Annotated in this window: 10 protein-coding genes; 8 read left to right on the plus strand and 2 right to left on the minus strand. The window is 62.9% G+C overall.

Annotated features, from left to right (window positions below; translation table 11 throughout):
- Window positions 1-165 precede the first annotated feature (165 nt).
- Genes HAHE_RS19700 through HAHE_RS19735 form a run of 8 tightly spaced genes read left to right on the plus strand, consistent with a single transcriptional unit; the run spans window position 166 to window position 11347 of the window.
- Window positions 166-1182, plus strand: coding sequence for an AAA family ATPase (locus HAHE_RS19700; protein WP_338686906.1), 1017 nt, complete (start codon window positions 166-168; stop codon window positions 1180-1182).
- A 7-nt stretch (window positions 1183-1189) separates the two neighbouring features.
- Window positions 1190-2971 (plus strand): hypothetical protein, encoded by a 1782-nt coding sequence (locus tag HAHE_RS19705; RefSeq protein WP_338686907.1) that lies wholly within the window; start codon window positions 1190-1192, stop codon window positions 2969-2971.
- Window positions 2972-3004: 33 nt separating this feature from the next.
- The gene (locus tag HAHE_RS19710) at window positions 3005-3385 is read left to right on the plus strand and encodes a four helix bundle protein (RefSeq protein ID WP_338686909.1); all 381 of its coding nucleotides are present in this window, start codon (window positions 3005-3007) and stop codon (window positions 3383-3385) included.
- A 35-nt stretch (window positions 3386-3420) separates the two neighbouring features.
- A complete protein-coding gene (locus tag HAHE_RS19715; protein WP_338686911.1) occupies window positions 3421-4449 on the plus strand; it encodes an ABC transporter ATP-binding protein in 1029 nt (342 codons plus the stop codon).
- Window positions 4450-4463: 14 nt separating this feature from the next.
- Window positions 4464-5951: a hypothetical protein gene (locus tag HAHE_RS19720; protein ID WP_338686913.1), complete on the plus strand. Its 1488-nt coding sequence runs from the start codon at window positions 4464-4466 to the stop codon at window positions 5949-5951.
- On the plus strand, window positions 5948-6829 hold the full coding sequence (locus HAHE_RS19725) for a DUF58 domain-containing protein (RefSeq protein WP_338686914.1): 882 nt from the start codon (window positions 5948-5950) through the stop codon (window positions 6827-6829). Before HAHE_RS19720 ends, HAHE_RS19725 begins: the two co-directional genes overlap by 4 nt.
- Before the next feature lie 3 nt (window positions 6830-6832).
- Window positions 6833-8650, plus strand: a complete 1818-nt coding sequence (locus tag HAHE_RS19730; protein WP_338686916.1) for a BatA domain-containing protein — start codon at window positions 6833-6835, stop codon at window positions 8648-8650.
- A gap of 3 nt (window positions 8651-8653) precedes the next feature.
- The gene (locus tag HAHE_RS19735) at window positions 8654-11347 is read left to right on the plus strand and encodes a VWA domain-containing protein (protein ID WP_338686918.1); all 2694 of its coding nucleotides are present in this window, start codon (window positions 8654-8656) and stop codon (window positions 11345-11347) included.
- Between the two features lie 9 nt (window positions 11348-11356).
- Here HAHE_RS19735 and HAHE_RS19740 read toward each other — a convergent pair whose 3' ends face one another.
- Both HAHE_RS19740 and argS read right to left on the minus strand, forming a co-directional pair.
- Window positions 11357-13042, minus strand: a complete 1686-nt coding sequence (locus HAHE_RS19740) for a putative manganese-dependent inorganic diphosphatase (protein ID WP_338686920.1) — start codon at window positions 13040-13042, stop codon at window positions 11357-11359.
- Window positions 13043-13056: 14 nt separating this feature from the next.
- Window positions 13057-14805, minus strand: coding sequence for an arginine--tRNA ligase (argS, locus tag HAHE_RS19745; RefSeq protein WP_338686922.1), 1749 nt, complete (start codon window positions 14803-14805; stop codon window positions 13057-13059).
- Window positions 14806-14809: the final 4 nt, after the last annotated feature.

Consider the following 14809-nt stretch of genomic DNA (forward strand, 5'->3'; position numbering starts at 1 on the left):
GGTCCTGCCCGTTACGTGCGGAGACGGATGGGGCGCTCCGGAGCGCTTCTCCGGCATGGCCGCTTCCCGGCCCGACAGTCCAAAGATCCGCCCCGTTTTTCATCGCAACTTCATCGGACCTTCCAATAATCGGCCCCGAATCGTCCTCGTTAGATCCCTTTTACCATGGAATTCGCCTCCGAAACCGAAGTCTCCGAAGCCGGCAAGCACGTCCGCTCGCTGAGCGCCGCCCTGAATCAGGTCCTTTTCGGTCAGGAGGAGCTGATCGAGCTGGTCCTGACCGGGATCCTCGCGCGGGGCCACATCCTTCTCGAGGGCCTGCCGGGACTCGGGAAAACCGAGCTGGTCAAGGGGCTCTCGAAGACGCTCCGGCTCGGCACCAAGCGGGTCCAGTTCACACCGGATCTCCTGCCCGGCGACATCACCGGCAACCCCGTCCTCCAGGAAGTTGACGGCCGACGGTCCTTCGTCTTCCAGCCGGGACCGCTGTTCACCAACATCGTGCTCGCCGACGAAATCAACCGGGCCTCGCCGAAGACGCAGTCGGCTCTCCTCGAGGCGATGCAGGAGCGCCGCGTCACGGTGCTCGGCGAGACCCACGACCTGCCGAAGCCGTTTTTCGTGCTGGCGACCCAGAACCCGATCGAGCTCGAGGGCACCTACCCTCTTCCGGAGGCCCAGCTCGACCGCTTTCTTTTCAAACTCGAGGTGACCCGCAACGACGTCGCCACCCTCGAGCGCATCGTCAACCACCGCGAACTCGGAACCGAGCCGACGGTCGAAGCAATCATGGACCAGTCGACCCTGCAGTCGACGCTCGACCTGGTGCGCCGAATCTTTCTTCCGGAGGTCGTCGGCAACTATATCGCCCGTCTCGTCGACGCGACCCATCCGGGACAGTCGGCGGCCGCCCGTGGAATCCGCTACGGTGCCAGCCCCCGTGCCGCGCTCTCGCTGGCCTCGGCGGCCAAGGCCCGTGCCCTGATGAACGAGCGGACGAACGCATCGTTCGAAGATGTCCGTTTCGTCGCCCCGGCGGTGCTGCGGCACCGGATCGTTCTCGAGTACAACGCGCGGGTCGAAGGCCTGACCAACAACGATGTGGTTCGTTCGATCCTTGAAGAAGTTCCGGCGCACTCCGGAGCGACGCCGAAGACCATGAGCACCGCCACCCCCGCCTGACCGGTTTATGTTCCGACGATTGTTGCTCGCCGGATTGGCCCTCGGGTCACCGCTGCTCGCCCAGGAGAACCTTTTCATCCAGGCGCCCCGTCCGACCCATCCGAAGGACAAGACGCGCATCGAGGTCGAGGCGCTCTTCAGTATGGCGCCGCCGACCGGTTACCTGCCGGTGCGGGTCAGCGTCGTCAACCAGCGGAAAACCAACGGACAGCTCAATTTCGACACCCTGTCGTCGACCGGCTACGACGAGGCAGGAAGCCAGCTCGAGTCCGAGTTCACGGTTGGCAGTGACGCAGGTACAGCGAGGTCGACCGATCTCCTGATCCCCCTGACGACCGAACTCGACAGCACCGGTGGATACGGATCCACCACGGTCGAGGTCTCGATGACGGGATCTTTCGGCGGGAACCGGGGCTCGATCCCATCGAATTTCCATCCGGAGGGTCCGGCGACCCTGATGAGCGAGGTGCTCTACACGCCGAACTCGTCGGCCCTCGACGCGGCGCTCAACAGCACCAGCGGCGGATACGGCAGCCATTCGTTCGCGGCCCGATTCACACCGTCGAAGATGCCGGAGGACTGGCGGGCCTACTCCGGCTACGACCTGATGATGCTGACCCCCGACGACTGGCGCAAGATGTCGCCCGGGGCGACCAGTTCGATTCTCCAGTGGATCCGCCTCGGTGGCCGGATGGTCTTCTATGCGAGCGGCAGCGCGCCGACATTCGGGGCGCTCGGGATCGAGGGGGAAACCAAGGGCAACGATCTGGACTACGGTTTCGGCAAGGTGTCGATCAGCACCATTTCCGGGCCCACGGCGTTGAACGCGAATGATACCGTCCGACGATTTCATCGGGCGGGCGCGACCAAGATCCGCGGGCTGAACGAATGCATCAGCGAGGACTTCTCCGTGCGCTGGCCGCTGCATGAGGAGTTCGGCAAACAGACTTTCGATTACGCGATCTTTGTCGTCGTGCTGATCGCCTTCGGGGTGCTGGTGGGTCCGATCAACCTGTTCGTGTTCGCGAAGTCAGGAAAGCGTCACAAGCTGTTCATCACCACTCCGGTGATTTCCTTGGCAACCAGCGCGCTGCTGATCGCGCTCATCCTGCTGCGCGACGGTGTCGGCGGGCGTGGCGCCAGAATCGCGCTGATCGAGGTGCGGCCTGAAGCGGGCGAGAACCGGGCCTACGTCCTGCAGGAGCAGATTTCCCGCACCGGCGTTCTTCTCGGAGGCGGATTCCAAGTGGATGAGGATGTCGCGATCACGCCCGTACCGATCGCCGACAGTCCTTGGGCGCGACTCACCCCCCGCACCGGAGGTGGCGGGATGCGCTACACTGCGTCCTTCGGCGATGAAGGCCTCAAGGTCACCGGCGACTGGTTCCAGAGTCGCTCCGAGCAGGGGCAGCTGGCACGCGCTGTTGTTCCGACCCGCGGGCGGATCGAACTCAAGGGCGAAACGGGGCCGCCGAATTTCGTCTCGACCTTCGACTTTCCGATCGAGCGTCTCTACTACGCGGATCGTAGTGGTGGCTGGTGGATGGCCAGTGACCTGAAGGCGGGCAGCCCGACGCAGGGCACCCCGATCAGCGAGGCCGACTACAATAAGGCAATTGGCGATCAGGGGATGTTGCTCGCGGCACGTCATCGCAGCCAGTTGGACCGCTGTGCCGAGCGTTCCGGCCACTACGTCGCCATCGCTTCCGAGGCACCGGCGATCGAGACCTTCGATTCGATTCGCTGGTCCGATACCCACACCATTCTCACCGGGCCGGCCGTCCGATGAAACTTGAAACTCCAAACTCGAAATTCCAAGCACGTGACTTCAGGGCGTCAGATCGAGGCAAAACCCTACGACCTTGAGGAGCGAACCTATCGCTTCGCTCTGGTCACGCGCCTGTTTCTCAAGAGACAATCGTGGGATCCGGCTTCGTGGCCGGATGTCAGGCAGCTGCTTCGTTCGTCGGGGTCCGTTGCTGCGAACTACGTGGAGTTCATTGAAGGGTTGAGCGGGGACGACAAGACCTACCGTCTCCGTATCTCAAAAAAGGAAGCAAGGGAGTCGGGGCTGTGGCTGCGGCTGCTGTCGGACTGCAACAGCCTGCCGCCAGAGTCGGCGGCGGAGTTGCGCGAGCTGAAACAGGAGTCTGATGAATTGGTCCGCATTCTTGCTGCAATCATTCGAAAGCGCGTCTCCTGAGTTATTGAGTCTTAAAGTTTAGAGTTTCAGATTTCATGACCGACTCCACCAGCGCCATCCGCGTCCACAACCTCTACCGCTACTTCGGGCAACTGAAGGCGGTGAACGGCATCTCTTTCGAGATTCCCCACGGCTCCGTCTGCGGGTTCGTGGGTGCCAACGGTGCCGGAAAGACGACGACCATGCGGATTCTCGCATCCCTCGACTACCCGACCATGGGGTTGGCGGAAGTCTGCGGGATCAATGTCGTGCATCATCCGGAAGAAGTTCGGCGGCTGATCGGATGGATGCCCGACCACTTCGGCAACTACGAGCACATGACCGTGCTCGAGTATCTCGACTTCTACGCACGTGCCTTCGGTTACTCGGGCAAGGAACGTCGGATGAGGGTGCAGGAAGTGATGGAGTTCACCGACCTGATTCCGCTTGCCGAGCGATTCTCGAACAAGCTGTCGAAGGGCATGACACAACGTCTCTGTCTGGGGCGTGCGCTGCTGCATGATCCGCAAGTGCTGATCATGGATGAGCCTGCGGCGGGGCTCGATCCGAAGGCTCGGGTCGAACTGAAGCACCTCATCCGCGTTCTCGCGGACGAGGGGAAAACGATCTTCATCTCTTCCCACATCCTCTCCGAGCTCGGCGAGATGTGCGACTCCCTCCTCTTCGTCAACGCGGGTCGGATCGTCCACCACGGCGACGCCGACTCGCTCAAGCACGGCACCGATATCACCGGTGGGTTGCTCTACGACGTTCAGATCGTCGGTGATCCCGGCAGGGTTTCCGAGTGGTGCATGGTCAATCCCCATGTCGAGTTCATGGAAAGCCGGAAGCTGGGCGGACGGATCCGGATCGAGGCCGGCGACCCCGAAAAGGCGGCTGACGTGCTGGCCCGGATGATCCGCGACGGACTCAAGGTCGTCGAGTTCCACCGGGAGCAGCGGAATCTCGAGGATGCGTTCATCGACATGCTCGGCAGGCTCGACCGCGGCGAGGATGCGCAGCCTCCGGCGATGCCCCAACAGGAAGCCGAACCGGCATTCACTCCGCCAGCAGGCACCAACTGAACGGAACCCGTTGCATGTCAGAAGCCGCAGCCACCGCCCCGGAACCCGCAACCGAGCCCGCCCCACCGGCTCTTGTTGCCGACCGGCTGGCGGATTTCAGTGACAAGCTATCGCCGATGCTGGTGAAGGAGCTTCGCCAGGGATTGCGCGCGAAGACCTTCGTCATTGTCTTCCTCACCCTGCAGGGGCTGCTGCTGCTGGTGCTGCTGTCGGCGGTGGCGGGCTCCGCCAATCCCCAGCGGGCCGGCGACACGATTTCGGGCATCATCTTCATGTTCTTCGCCCTCGCCGTGCTGGTAATCCAACCGGTCCGCGGCATTGGTTCACTCCATCGCGAGGTGCAGGCAAGGACGATCGAGTTGATGGTCCTGACCCGTCTCAGCGCGTGGAAGATCGTGCTCGGCAAATGGATCTCGATCGTCAGCCAGTCCGCGCTGCTGCTGGCGGCGATCATTCCCTACCTCATCCTCCGCTACTGGTTCGGCGACATGAACCTGTTCGGTGAGTTATCGCTGATGGTGCTCACCTTCATCGCCTCCGCGGTTCTTACGGCTGTCATTATCGGGATATCCTGCGTGCCGTCCGTGCTGCTCCGCGGATTGGTTCCGCTCATCGCCGCCGCTTTCGGTCTTATCCTGATTCCGCAGCTGTGCTTCGACCGTGAGTTCGACGAGATGATCGACTTCGCGGCGATGCAAACGCCCGCGTCATTCTGGGGAGTGCTGCTGACCGTTCTGTCCGCGCTATATCTCGGGTGGACCGCTCTCGGCATCGGTGCCTCGATGATCGCACCCGCCGCCGAAAACCACACCACGATCAAGAGGTTGGTCAGCGCGCTGCTCCTCATTCTGCTGATCCCCGTCGCGGCTTACGCGCCGATCCCTCAGGAGGCGGTGGCTCTCCTCGTCTGCATCCTCGGGATTCCCGCTTTGGTTCTGGCGTTGACCGAACCCTTCATGCTGCTTCCGCCGGTTTGTGCGCCGTTCCTCAAACGGGGACCCTTCGGATTGCTCGCCGGACGGGTCCTCTATCCCGGCTGGCCCTCCGGGGTTTTGTTTTCGTTGATCGTGGTCGGGTTGGCTGCGGCGTCCGTCTATTTCGCGGTGCGGGGCGGATCGTATCCGGGCTTTGATCTGGTGCTCTTCTCCATCCTTGGCGCACTCCTGATGCCTGCGGCCATCATCTCCTTCTTCGATCGAAAGCTGAAAAACCGCCTGACCACCTACCTGCTCGTTCTGGCGGCCTCGACCATTGTCGCGTTTGTCGTGGCGTTTATCGCCGGGTCGCTCCCGATGGGGCAGCGCGGATTCCTGTGGTTCTTCGCGTGGCTTCCGCAGACGGGTATCGTGATGGAATCGTTGGAGCCGGAGTTTGATGTGTGGAAGGTTCGGTTGACCATGATCTGGGTTGCTTCCGGATACGGTCTACTGCTTCTTCCGGCGGCATTCCTTCGCTTCCGGGAAATCCGGAAAATTGAGTCTGAACTGATTGAGCGAGGATGACTCCCGAGGAATTGACATCAGCCCATGGCAAGGCTCTGGCAGCGGCCGGGCGGCTGCGCCTTCCCCTGCGATCGAAAGTCTGGAAAGGACAGGCGGGCGAGTTCCAAGGGGCGGGAGTCGGGTCATCCTTGGACTTCCAGGATCACCGGACCTACGTGCCCGGTGACGACCCGCGCCACATCAACTGGCAGGCCTACGCCCGGACCGGAACCTACACGATGAAGCTGTATCGGGAAGAGGTGAGGCCGGTGGTGGACGTCGTGCTCGACGCGTCGGATTCGATGTTCTTCGAGCCTGAGAAGGCGCAGCGGACCTGTGAGCTCTTTTACTTCGCGGTGGAATCGGCGAGGCGTTCCGGCGCCGCCACGACCGTGCATCTCGTTCGGGGTGATGCCATCCGGCCGACCGCCTCGGAAGGGATCGCCAGCCATCGCTGGTTCGATGAAGCGAAGAGTCTTCCGTCCACCGACCACGCGGCGGTCCCGGATCTCTCGCGAATCCCCTTCCGCCAGAATGCGATCCGCGTGTTGATCTCGGATCTCCTGTTTCCCGGGAACCCGGATCCGGTCCTGCGCTTGCTGGCCGCGCGTCAGGGCTCCCCGGTCCTGCTGGTGCCTTACTCGCAATCGGAGGCCGACCCCGAGTGGAACGGCAACTACGAGTTCATCGATGCCGAGCGCAAGAGCCGCCACCCGCATCGCGTCGAACCATCGGTGCTGCGACGCTACAAGGAGACCTACGGTCAGCACTTCGCGCTTTGGAAGAATGCCACCCGGCGCCACCAAAGCGCGCTTGCGCGCATCCCGTGTGGGACTGACCTGCAGACCTCGCTTTTTGCCGAAGCGGTGCCGATGGGTGCCCTCGAAATCATTTCCTGACCCATGCTGACTCTCGCCAATCCTGCCGGACTCTGGGCGCTGCTCGGCATCCCCGCCGTGCTGGCGATCCATTTCCTGCAGCGGCAGGCGAAGAACCTTCCGATCTCGACGCTCTTCCTCCTCGAGAAGACGCAGCGGGAGTCGATCAGCGGCCGCCGATTCGACCGCCTGATGAATTCGGTGCCTCTGTGGATGCAGTTGCTGGCGGTTCTGCTGCTGGCCTGGGTTCTTTCCGAGCCTCGTTATCAGAAAGCACGGAGTACCCAGCGGGTCGCCGTCGTGCTGGATGGTTCGGCGTCGATGAGCGTCTTTCGCGAAGAGCTCAAGGAGGAGTTGCTCGAGGTGTTGCCGGATCTTCAGGGGCCCGCCTCCGTTTTGGAACTGGTCGTCATGGAGTCCGGCTCGTTGCACCAGCGTCTCTACGGTGGCGACTCGATCGAAGATGCCGTGGCGGCGCTTGACGAATGGAATCCCAGCGATGGCGTCATTGATCCGACTCCGGCGATCCGGATAGCCCGGTCGCTGGTCGCACGTGAGGGCATTGTGGTCTTCGCCACGGACACTCCACGCGAGGGTTTGCCCTTCGAGGCGCGGCTGTTGTCGGTCGGCGACAAGATCGAGAACGTGGGCATTACCGGTATCCGGTTCGAGAACAAGGAGGGAGCGCTGGTATGGAACGCGGTGGTCAGGAACTACTCGGACAGCACCGTCAGCCGGACATGGTCACTGCGGTTCCCCGATGGCAACCGCAGCGAGCCCAAGTCCTTCGAGATCGGTGCCGGTGCATTGGTGTCTCTGCAGGCGGCGTTCCCGAAAGAGCGGGAGCGAGCGGTCTTGGAGCTCTCACCCGATCGCTTCACGCTGGATGACGCGGTGCCGATCGTTCCTCCGGCGCCCAAGCGGCTCTCGTTGTTCTCCGCGACCTCGCCTGAATTCGAGAAGCTGGCGGAGCGGATGGTGCACTCGCTTGAGAATGTCGAACCTACCAATGATGCGGCTTCCGCCGACCTCTCGCTGGTGGCCTACGATCCGCTCGACCCGGGACTGCCCGACGGCAACGCGGCGGTCTTCGTCAACGACACGACCAAACCCGGAGCCTACCTCAAGGGTGGGATCGTCGCCGAAGCGCACGCTCTGGTAGCCGGACTCAACTGGCAGTCGCTGCTGGTTCGGGAGTCGATCCAGCTCGAGCGCCTCACCACCGACGACGTCGTCCTGTGGCAAGAGCGGAGGCCGCTGATCTTTCTTCGCGAGGTTCCGGCCACCGAGGAGCGCCCGGCCAGCCGCCAGCTCTGTTTCAATTTCGACCTCCGCCGCTCGAACGCCCTTCGTCAGCCCGCGTTCATCGTTTGCCTCCACCGTTTCACGGAAAGCATCCGCCAGGAAAAGGTCGCCGCGGTCCGCGAGAATCTCGAGAGCGGCCAGCCGATCGAGATCGCCGCCAATGGCAATTCGGCCGAACCGGTTCTGATGCGCCGCCTCGAACTTGATGGTGAGGAAAGCGAGACGACCGAGTTCAAGGCGGCCGACCTCGTCCGCTTCAAAGCACCCAAGACTCCATGTTTCATCCGGGTGCGTCAGGGCGAGAACGAACTGCTTGATGCTTCCGTGTTCTTCGCCGATACCCGCGAGGCCGATTTCAGTGCCTGCGCCGAAGACAGCACCGTCGATGAAGTCACCGCGGGTGTTGTCGAGCGTCACACCGAGGAGGATCACTGGTGGCGCGCCTGGATCCTGCTTCTGGTCGCCGCGCTCGGAGTCTCGTGGTATTTCACCAAGGACGGCCCGGCCGAACCCAAAGCTGTCGAGAAACCCGCCTGATCCATGCATTTCAATTCGCCCGAGTGGTTCCTCCTGATTCCCGCGGTCCTGTTTGTCGGTTGGTTCTGGAAGCGTCTGCGGATCTTCTCGCCGCTGCGTCTGATCCTCGTGCTGCTGGCCGCATTCACGCTGGCTGACCCGCGAGTGGTGCTGAAGGACGACTCGCTCGATCTCTGGGTGCTGCTCGACCGGTCGGACTCGACCGAGGATCTCGTCGATCTGGGTCTTCCGGAATGGGAGCGGTTGCTGGAGAAATCGAAGCCGTCGCGTCGGGACCGGATGATCCTGCTCGATTACGCCGCCGAGATTGTCGAGCACGGCAAGGACGGCGCAACCTTTACTGGCTCGCGCAAACTGACCCGCACAGAGTTGGCTCTTTCCCATGTCTCCGCCTTGGCCGAGCCGGACCGGCCATCGAGGGTACTGCTTTTCACCGACGGATTTTCCACCGAGCCGCTGATCGAAGCCGCCGCGCGATTGGAGACGCAGGGCATCCCCCTCGACTTCCGTTTGATCCGTGACGAGACGCTTGACGACTACCGGGTGTCCCGCATCGAGTTGCCTGAGCGGGTCCAGGCCGGAGAACCCTACCTGCTCGCGGTGACGGTCCGCGGATCCCTCGATGGCAAGGTGCCGCTGGTCATTCGTCGTGCCGGCCAGACACTGATCGAGACCGAGGTCGACCTGACCAACGGCGTCGGGCGGGCCGAGTTTACCGACCGGATTCCGGTGGGCGGATCGTTCGAATACGAGGCCGAGGTGCAGCCGGAGACCGACGCGCATCCGGGTAATAACCGGGCGGCGCGATGGATCGAGATCACCGGTGGTCCCAGAGTCCTTGTGGTCACCAATTACCAAGATGATCCGATCGTCGATGTCCTGTCGGCCCAGGACTTCACGGTGGACGTCGAGACCGACTCCCAGAACCTCAAGCCCGGTCGCCTATCGGGGGCACGGGCGGTGATCTTCAACAATGTTCCCGCTCACGAGGTTCCGCAGGACTTCCTCGATTCGCTCGACTTCTTCGTTCGGGAGCAGGCGGGCGGCTTCCTGATGGTCGGCGGCAAGCATTCGTTCGGCTCGGGCGGATACTTCCAGTCGTCGATCGATCCCCTGCTGCCGGTTTCGATGGAGCTGAAGAGTGAGCACCGCAAGCTGGCGGTGGCCCTCGCGGTGGTCCTCGACCGGTCCGGTTCTATGTCGGTCGGTGTCGCCGGAGGGAAGACCAAGATGGATCTCGCGAACTCCGGCGCGGCGAACGCGATCGATCTTCTGGGACCGATGGATCACGTCACGGTCTTCGCGGTCGACAGCGCTCCGCACACGATCATTCCGCTCACCCAGATCAAGAACGACAAGGTGAAGCTGATGGGCCGTGTCCGGAAGGTGCAGTCGCAGGGTGGCGGCATATTTGTCTACGAAGGGCTCAAGGCCGCGTGGGACGAACTGAAGAAGGCGAATGTCGGAACCCGGCACGTCATTCTGTTCTCCGATGCCGCCGACTCCGAGGAGCCCGGCGACTACAAGCGGCTCCTCGCCGCGATGAAGAAGGAAGGAGCCACGGTTTCGGTGATCGCACTCGGCACCAAGGCGGATCCGGATGCGAAGCTGCTCGAAGACATCGCCAAACGCGGTGACGGCCGGATCTTCTTCTCGGACCGTGCGGTGGACATTCCAAAGATCTTCGCCCAGGAAACTGTCACCATCGCGCGCTCCGCCTTCGTCGAAGAACCTGTCGGCGCCCAGCCATCGGGTCGTTGGGCGGAGGTCTCGCCGAAGATGCTGCCATGGCTGAAGGAGGTCGGCGGCTACAACCTCTCTTACGCCCGCGAGGACGCGTCAACGTCACTTCTGACGACCGACGAGTATGTGGCGCCGTTGGTGGCCCACGCACGTCGCGGACTCGGCCGGACCGCAGCCGTCAGCTTTCCGCTTGGCGGTGAATTCTCGAACCAGTCGCGTGACTGGGAAGGCTACGGCGACTTTGTCCAGACCCTGACCCGCTGGCTGATGGGGCTCGAACTGCCGCCGGGGATCGGGTTGCGCCACAAGCTCGACGGAACCCGCCTGACTCTGGATCTGCTCTACGACCCGGAATTGTGGGCAGACAAACTCGCTTCCCGTCCCCCGACCATCCGCTTGCTCGAGACGGGCGCCGGTGAGGCCGCTTACGAGGTCCCGTGGCGCCGCATCGAACCCGGGCATTTCTCGGTGTCCCGCGATCTCGACGAAGGTTCGGTGATCCGGGGTGCTGTCCAGGTCGCCTCGCATGCGATCCCCTTCGGTCCGCTGACGGTCGGAAGCTCGGTCGAGTGGGCATTCGATCCGGAGCGGCTTGAAGAACTCCGCGTTGCTTCGCTGCAGACCGGAGGTCGTGAGTTGCTCGATCTCTCCGAAGCGTGGTTGCGGCCGCCCCACGATCATGAGCTCGGGTTGCGGATGTGGCTTTCGCTGGCGCTGCTGGTCCTGATGGTTTCGGAAGCTCTCCTGACGCGAACCGGCTGGAAGTTGCCGATCCCCGCGATGCCGACTTTCCGTCGTGAGGTGACCGAGAAGCCGGCGAAGGAGAAGAAAGCCAAGCCGGTGAAGCCGAATATCCCCCGACAGCCCGAGCCGAAAGCGGCGGCGAAGCCGGAGCCCGAGAAAGAGTCGTCGGAACGTCGTTCCCGCTACCAGCGGGCGAAGGGTCGCAAGTAGCGCGTCGGCTCAGCCGATCTTCCGGATCGCTTGGCAAACGGCCGGGAAAATCTGCTTCTTGCGGCTCACCACACCCGGGGCCTCGTAGTAGCCGGTCTCGACCCTCTCGAACGGAAGCGCATCGACGATGCGGCGATCACCTGCTGCGAGAACCAGGCTGTGGTGGCGTGCGATATCCGTCACGGCAAGTACCGCGAGATCGTAACCCTCAGACTTGGCAAGATCCCTCAGCGCTTCTTCAAGCTCGGTCCTGCGCCCGTCGAACGCCTGCAATCCGAGTTCCTCGATCTGGGCGATCGTGATGCGGACGCCGTCGTCATCGAATTCCTTGCGGTCGGCATTCAGAACGTCATCGGCGGTTCCCGATGCGAGCAGCGAGCCAACCGCGAAAAACTCGCTCTTGAACCGCTCGGGGTCGATGCCGGCAAGTCCGCTCAGCCACTTGAGCATCTTGCGGTCGAGGTCGGTCGTGGTCGGTGAAGTCAGACAGAGCGTGTCCGAAATGATTCCTGCACAGAGGCAGAGCGCCGTGCCGGGAGTCGGCTCGAGATCACGGTGATCGAACTTCCGTCCGACCAGTGTCGAGGTCGAACCGACCGGTTCGTTGAGAAAGCGGATCGGCTCGCGGGAAACCAGATCGCCCGCAAGTCGGTGGTGGTCGATGACCTCGACGATGTGAGCCTCCTCGACGCCTTTGACGGCCTGTGCGTACTCGTTGTGGTCGACCAGTGCGACCCGGGTCCTCGGGGGATCGACCAGATCGGACTTGGAGAGCACGCCGACCATGCGGTCGGTCACCGGGTCGGCCACCGGGAAGAGGTCCTGATCGAGCGCGGCAAGGGATTTCCGCAATCGAGAGATCGGTTCGCCGAGCTTCACAGTCTGGAACTCGGTTTCCATCACCTGGTCAACCGTCCTTGAACATCGGATGAGCGTAGTGGAGCTGGCCGTGTCCTGGGAGCAGCGGAGGATGACGACACCCTTCTCTTCCGCCATGGTGCGGAGGGTCGCATCGACATCGTTGCCTCCGGTCACCAGCAGCGCGCGGGCGCCGTGTTCGATGGCGTAGTGCTGGACCACCGGCCGATCGCCGCAGACGACCAGATAGCGTCCGACATTTCCCTCCTTGGCCGCGGTCTTGAGGCGGCGGCCGATCGTTGCCTGCGAGGAGGCGCCGACAAGCATGACAAGGTCTTCCTTGGCGTCATCCTCCGGCAGCGGCGCGCCTACCGACTCGGCATGCAAGGTGGTGGCAATTTTGCCGAGCGATACATGGACGGTGCGGACCATCATCTCGCTTCCGTCACCGGGCAGAAGAAGCTCGAGCAAGTCAAGGTAGCGGAGCATGCCGGTGGCTTTGCCCTCGTTACTGACGACGGGAACGCAGCGGACGCCGCTTGCGAGCATGCTGCGGTATGCCTCGAAGAACGTGTCGTCGGCTTTGGCGCAGATGACATTGCGGCGGCAGATCATCCCGGCGGTCGCCCGTACATCAGAGACCAGCGGAGGCTCCGGCACACCGGCCTTTTCGAGTACCCACGCGGTCCGCGAGGGCACCACACCGCACCGGGCGGCGATCGCGTCGGGCTCGCTGGTCCGACGCAGGAGCTCGGCGTGCCCGATGGCCGAGCAAATGGCGTCGGTATCCGGATTCCGGTGGCCGATCACATAGAACGGCAGGCGCGGGGCGTCCATGGTGGCAACGGCGTTCACATCCTCTCGGGGCAGCGGATTCCAAGCAGTCCCAGCCCATGGCTGAGCACCCGGGAAGTCAGCTCGCAGAGTGCCAAACGGCTGTCGCGGACGGAAATCTCTTCCGCCTTGAGAACCGGACAGGCTTCGAAGAACGAGTGGAAGGCGCGCGCGAGTTCGAGAAGGTAGTTCGCGAGAAGATTCGGACGGTGATCCTCGAGAATGGTTGGAAGCAGCTCGCCGTAGCGGATCGCGAGGCGGGCCAGGTGCACCTCCTCGTCGGCCTCCAGCAACAGGTCGACTCCGGCCGGGTCGAAAGCGCCATCCAGCTTGCGGAAAATCGACCGGATCCGGACGTAGCTGTATTGGAGGTAGGGCGCGGTGTCACCCTGCAGGGCCAGCATCCGATCCCAAGAAAAGACATAATCGGTCAGCCGGTGCTGGGACAGCTCCGCGAACTTCACCGCACCGATGCCGACGATCTCGGCCACTTCCCGACCTTCCTCACCATCGAGTTCCGGATTCTTTTCCCGAATGGCTTGGGCGGCCCGCTCGATCGCCTCGTCGAGAACGTCGACAAGCTGCACGTTGTCGCCCGAACGCGTCTTCATCAGCTTCCGATCCTCTCCGAGAATCGATCCGAAGGCGATGTGGTGGAAATCGGCATCCTTCCCCCAGCGGTGGCTTGCATCGAATATCTGGCGGAAGTGCAGCTGCTGGGGAGCCCCGACGACATACCAGATTTCGTCCGCCTTCCACTCGTCGATGCGGTACTCGACCGTGGCCAGGTCCGTCGTCGCATAGAGGAAGCCTCCGTCCGCCTTGCGAATGATCGCCGGATTGTCGGTCCACCCGTTTTCCTTGTGGATTCGGAAAGGGTCCTTGTCGTCGGAAAGTTCACCGCTCGAGAAAACGCAGACCGCCCCGTCGCTTTCCCGGGCAAGGCCCTTGTCGAGAAACTCGTCGACCAGTCCGGGCAAGCGCTCGTTGTAGAAGCTCTCACCGAGCCAGTGATCGAAGGAGACATCGAGACGGTCGTAGATTTTCTGTAGGCCCTTCTTCGACAGCTCGACGCAGCGCTCCCAGATTTGGAGGTTTTCCGGATCGCCGCCCTGCAGCTTGACGAGCTCGCCCTTGCAGGTCTCCAGAACCGCAGGGTCCTGCTTCGCCAAGGCGTTGACCTCGCGGTAAACCCGCAGCAATTCGGCGACCGGGTCCGACTCAAGTTGGTCCTGATCGAGGATGGTCTTCCAGCCGTGAAGGATCATCCCGAACTGGGTTCCCCAGTCGCCGATGTGGTTGTCGCGGATCACGTCGTAGCCGAGAAAGCCCGCGATCCGTGCCAACGAGTCGCCGAGAATGGTCGATCGGATGTGTCCGACATGCATCGGCTTGGCGACATTCGGAGCGGAGAAGTCGATGACGATCTTCCTTCCTTCGCCGGTTGTCGGGACGCCGAGGCGCGGATCGGCGATCTGCTCGGCAGCTTTTCTGGCGAAGCAGGAAGGCGAGACCCGGAAATTGATGAAACCAGGTCCGGCAATCTCCGCTGTCGCGAGGTCGCCGAGGTCGACGGTGTCGATCACCTCTTGCGCAAGCGCGCGGGGGTTGGTCCGGCGCTGCTTCGCCAGTGCCATCGCGGCGTTGCTCTGGTAGTCACCGAACCGCAGGTCTCCCGACGGGACGACCGGAGTTTCCACCGGTTCACCGACCACTTTCGCGAAGGCGGACCCAAGTGCGGCCTCGATTTCCTGCAGCAGCGTCATGCCG

It is taken from the genome of Haloferula helveola (assembly GCF_037076345.1).
GTDB classification, from domain to species: Bacteria; Verrucomicrobiota; Verrucomicrobiia; order Verrucomicrobiales; family Akkermansiaceae; genus Haloferula; species Haloferula helveola.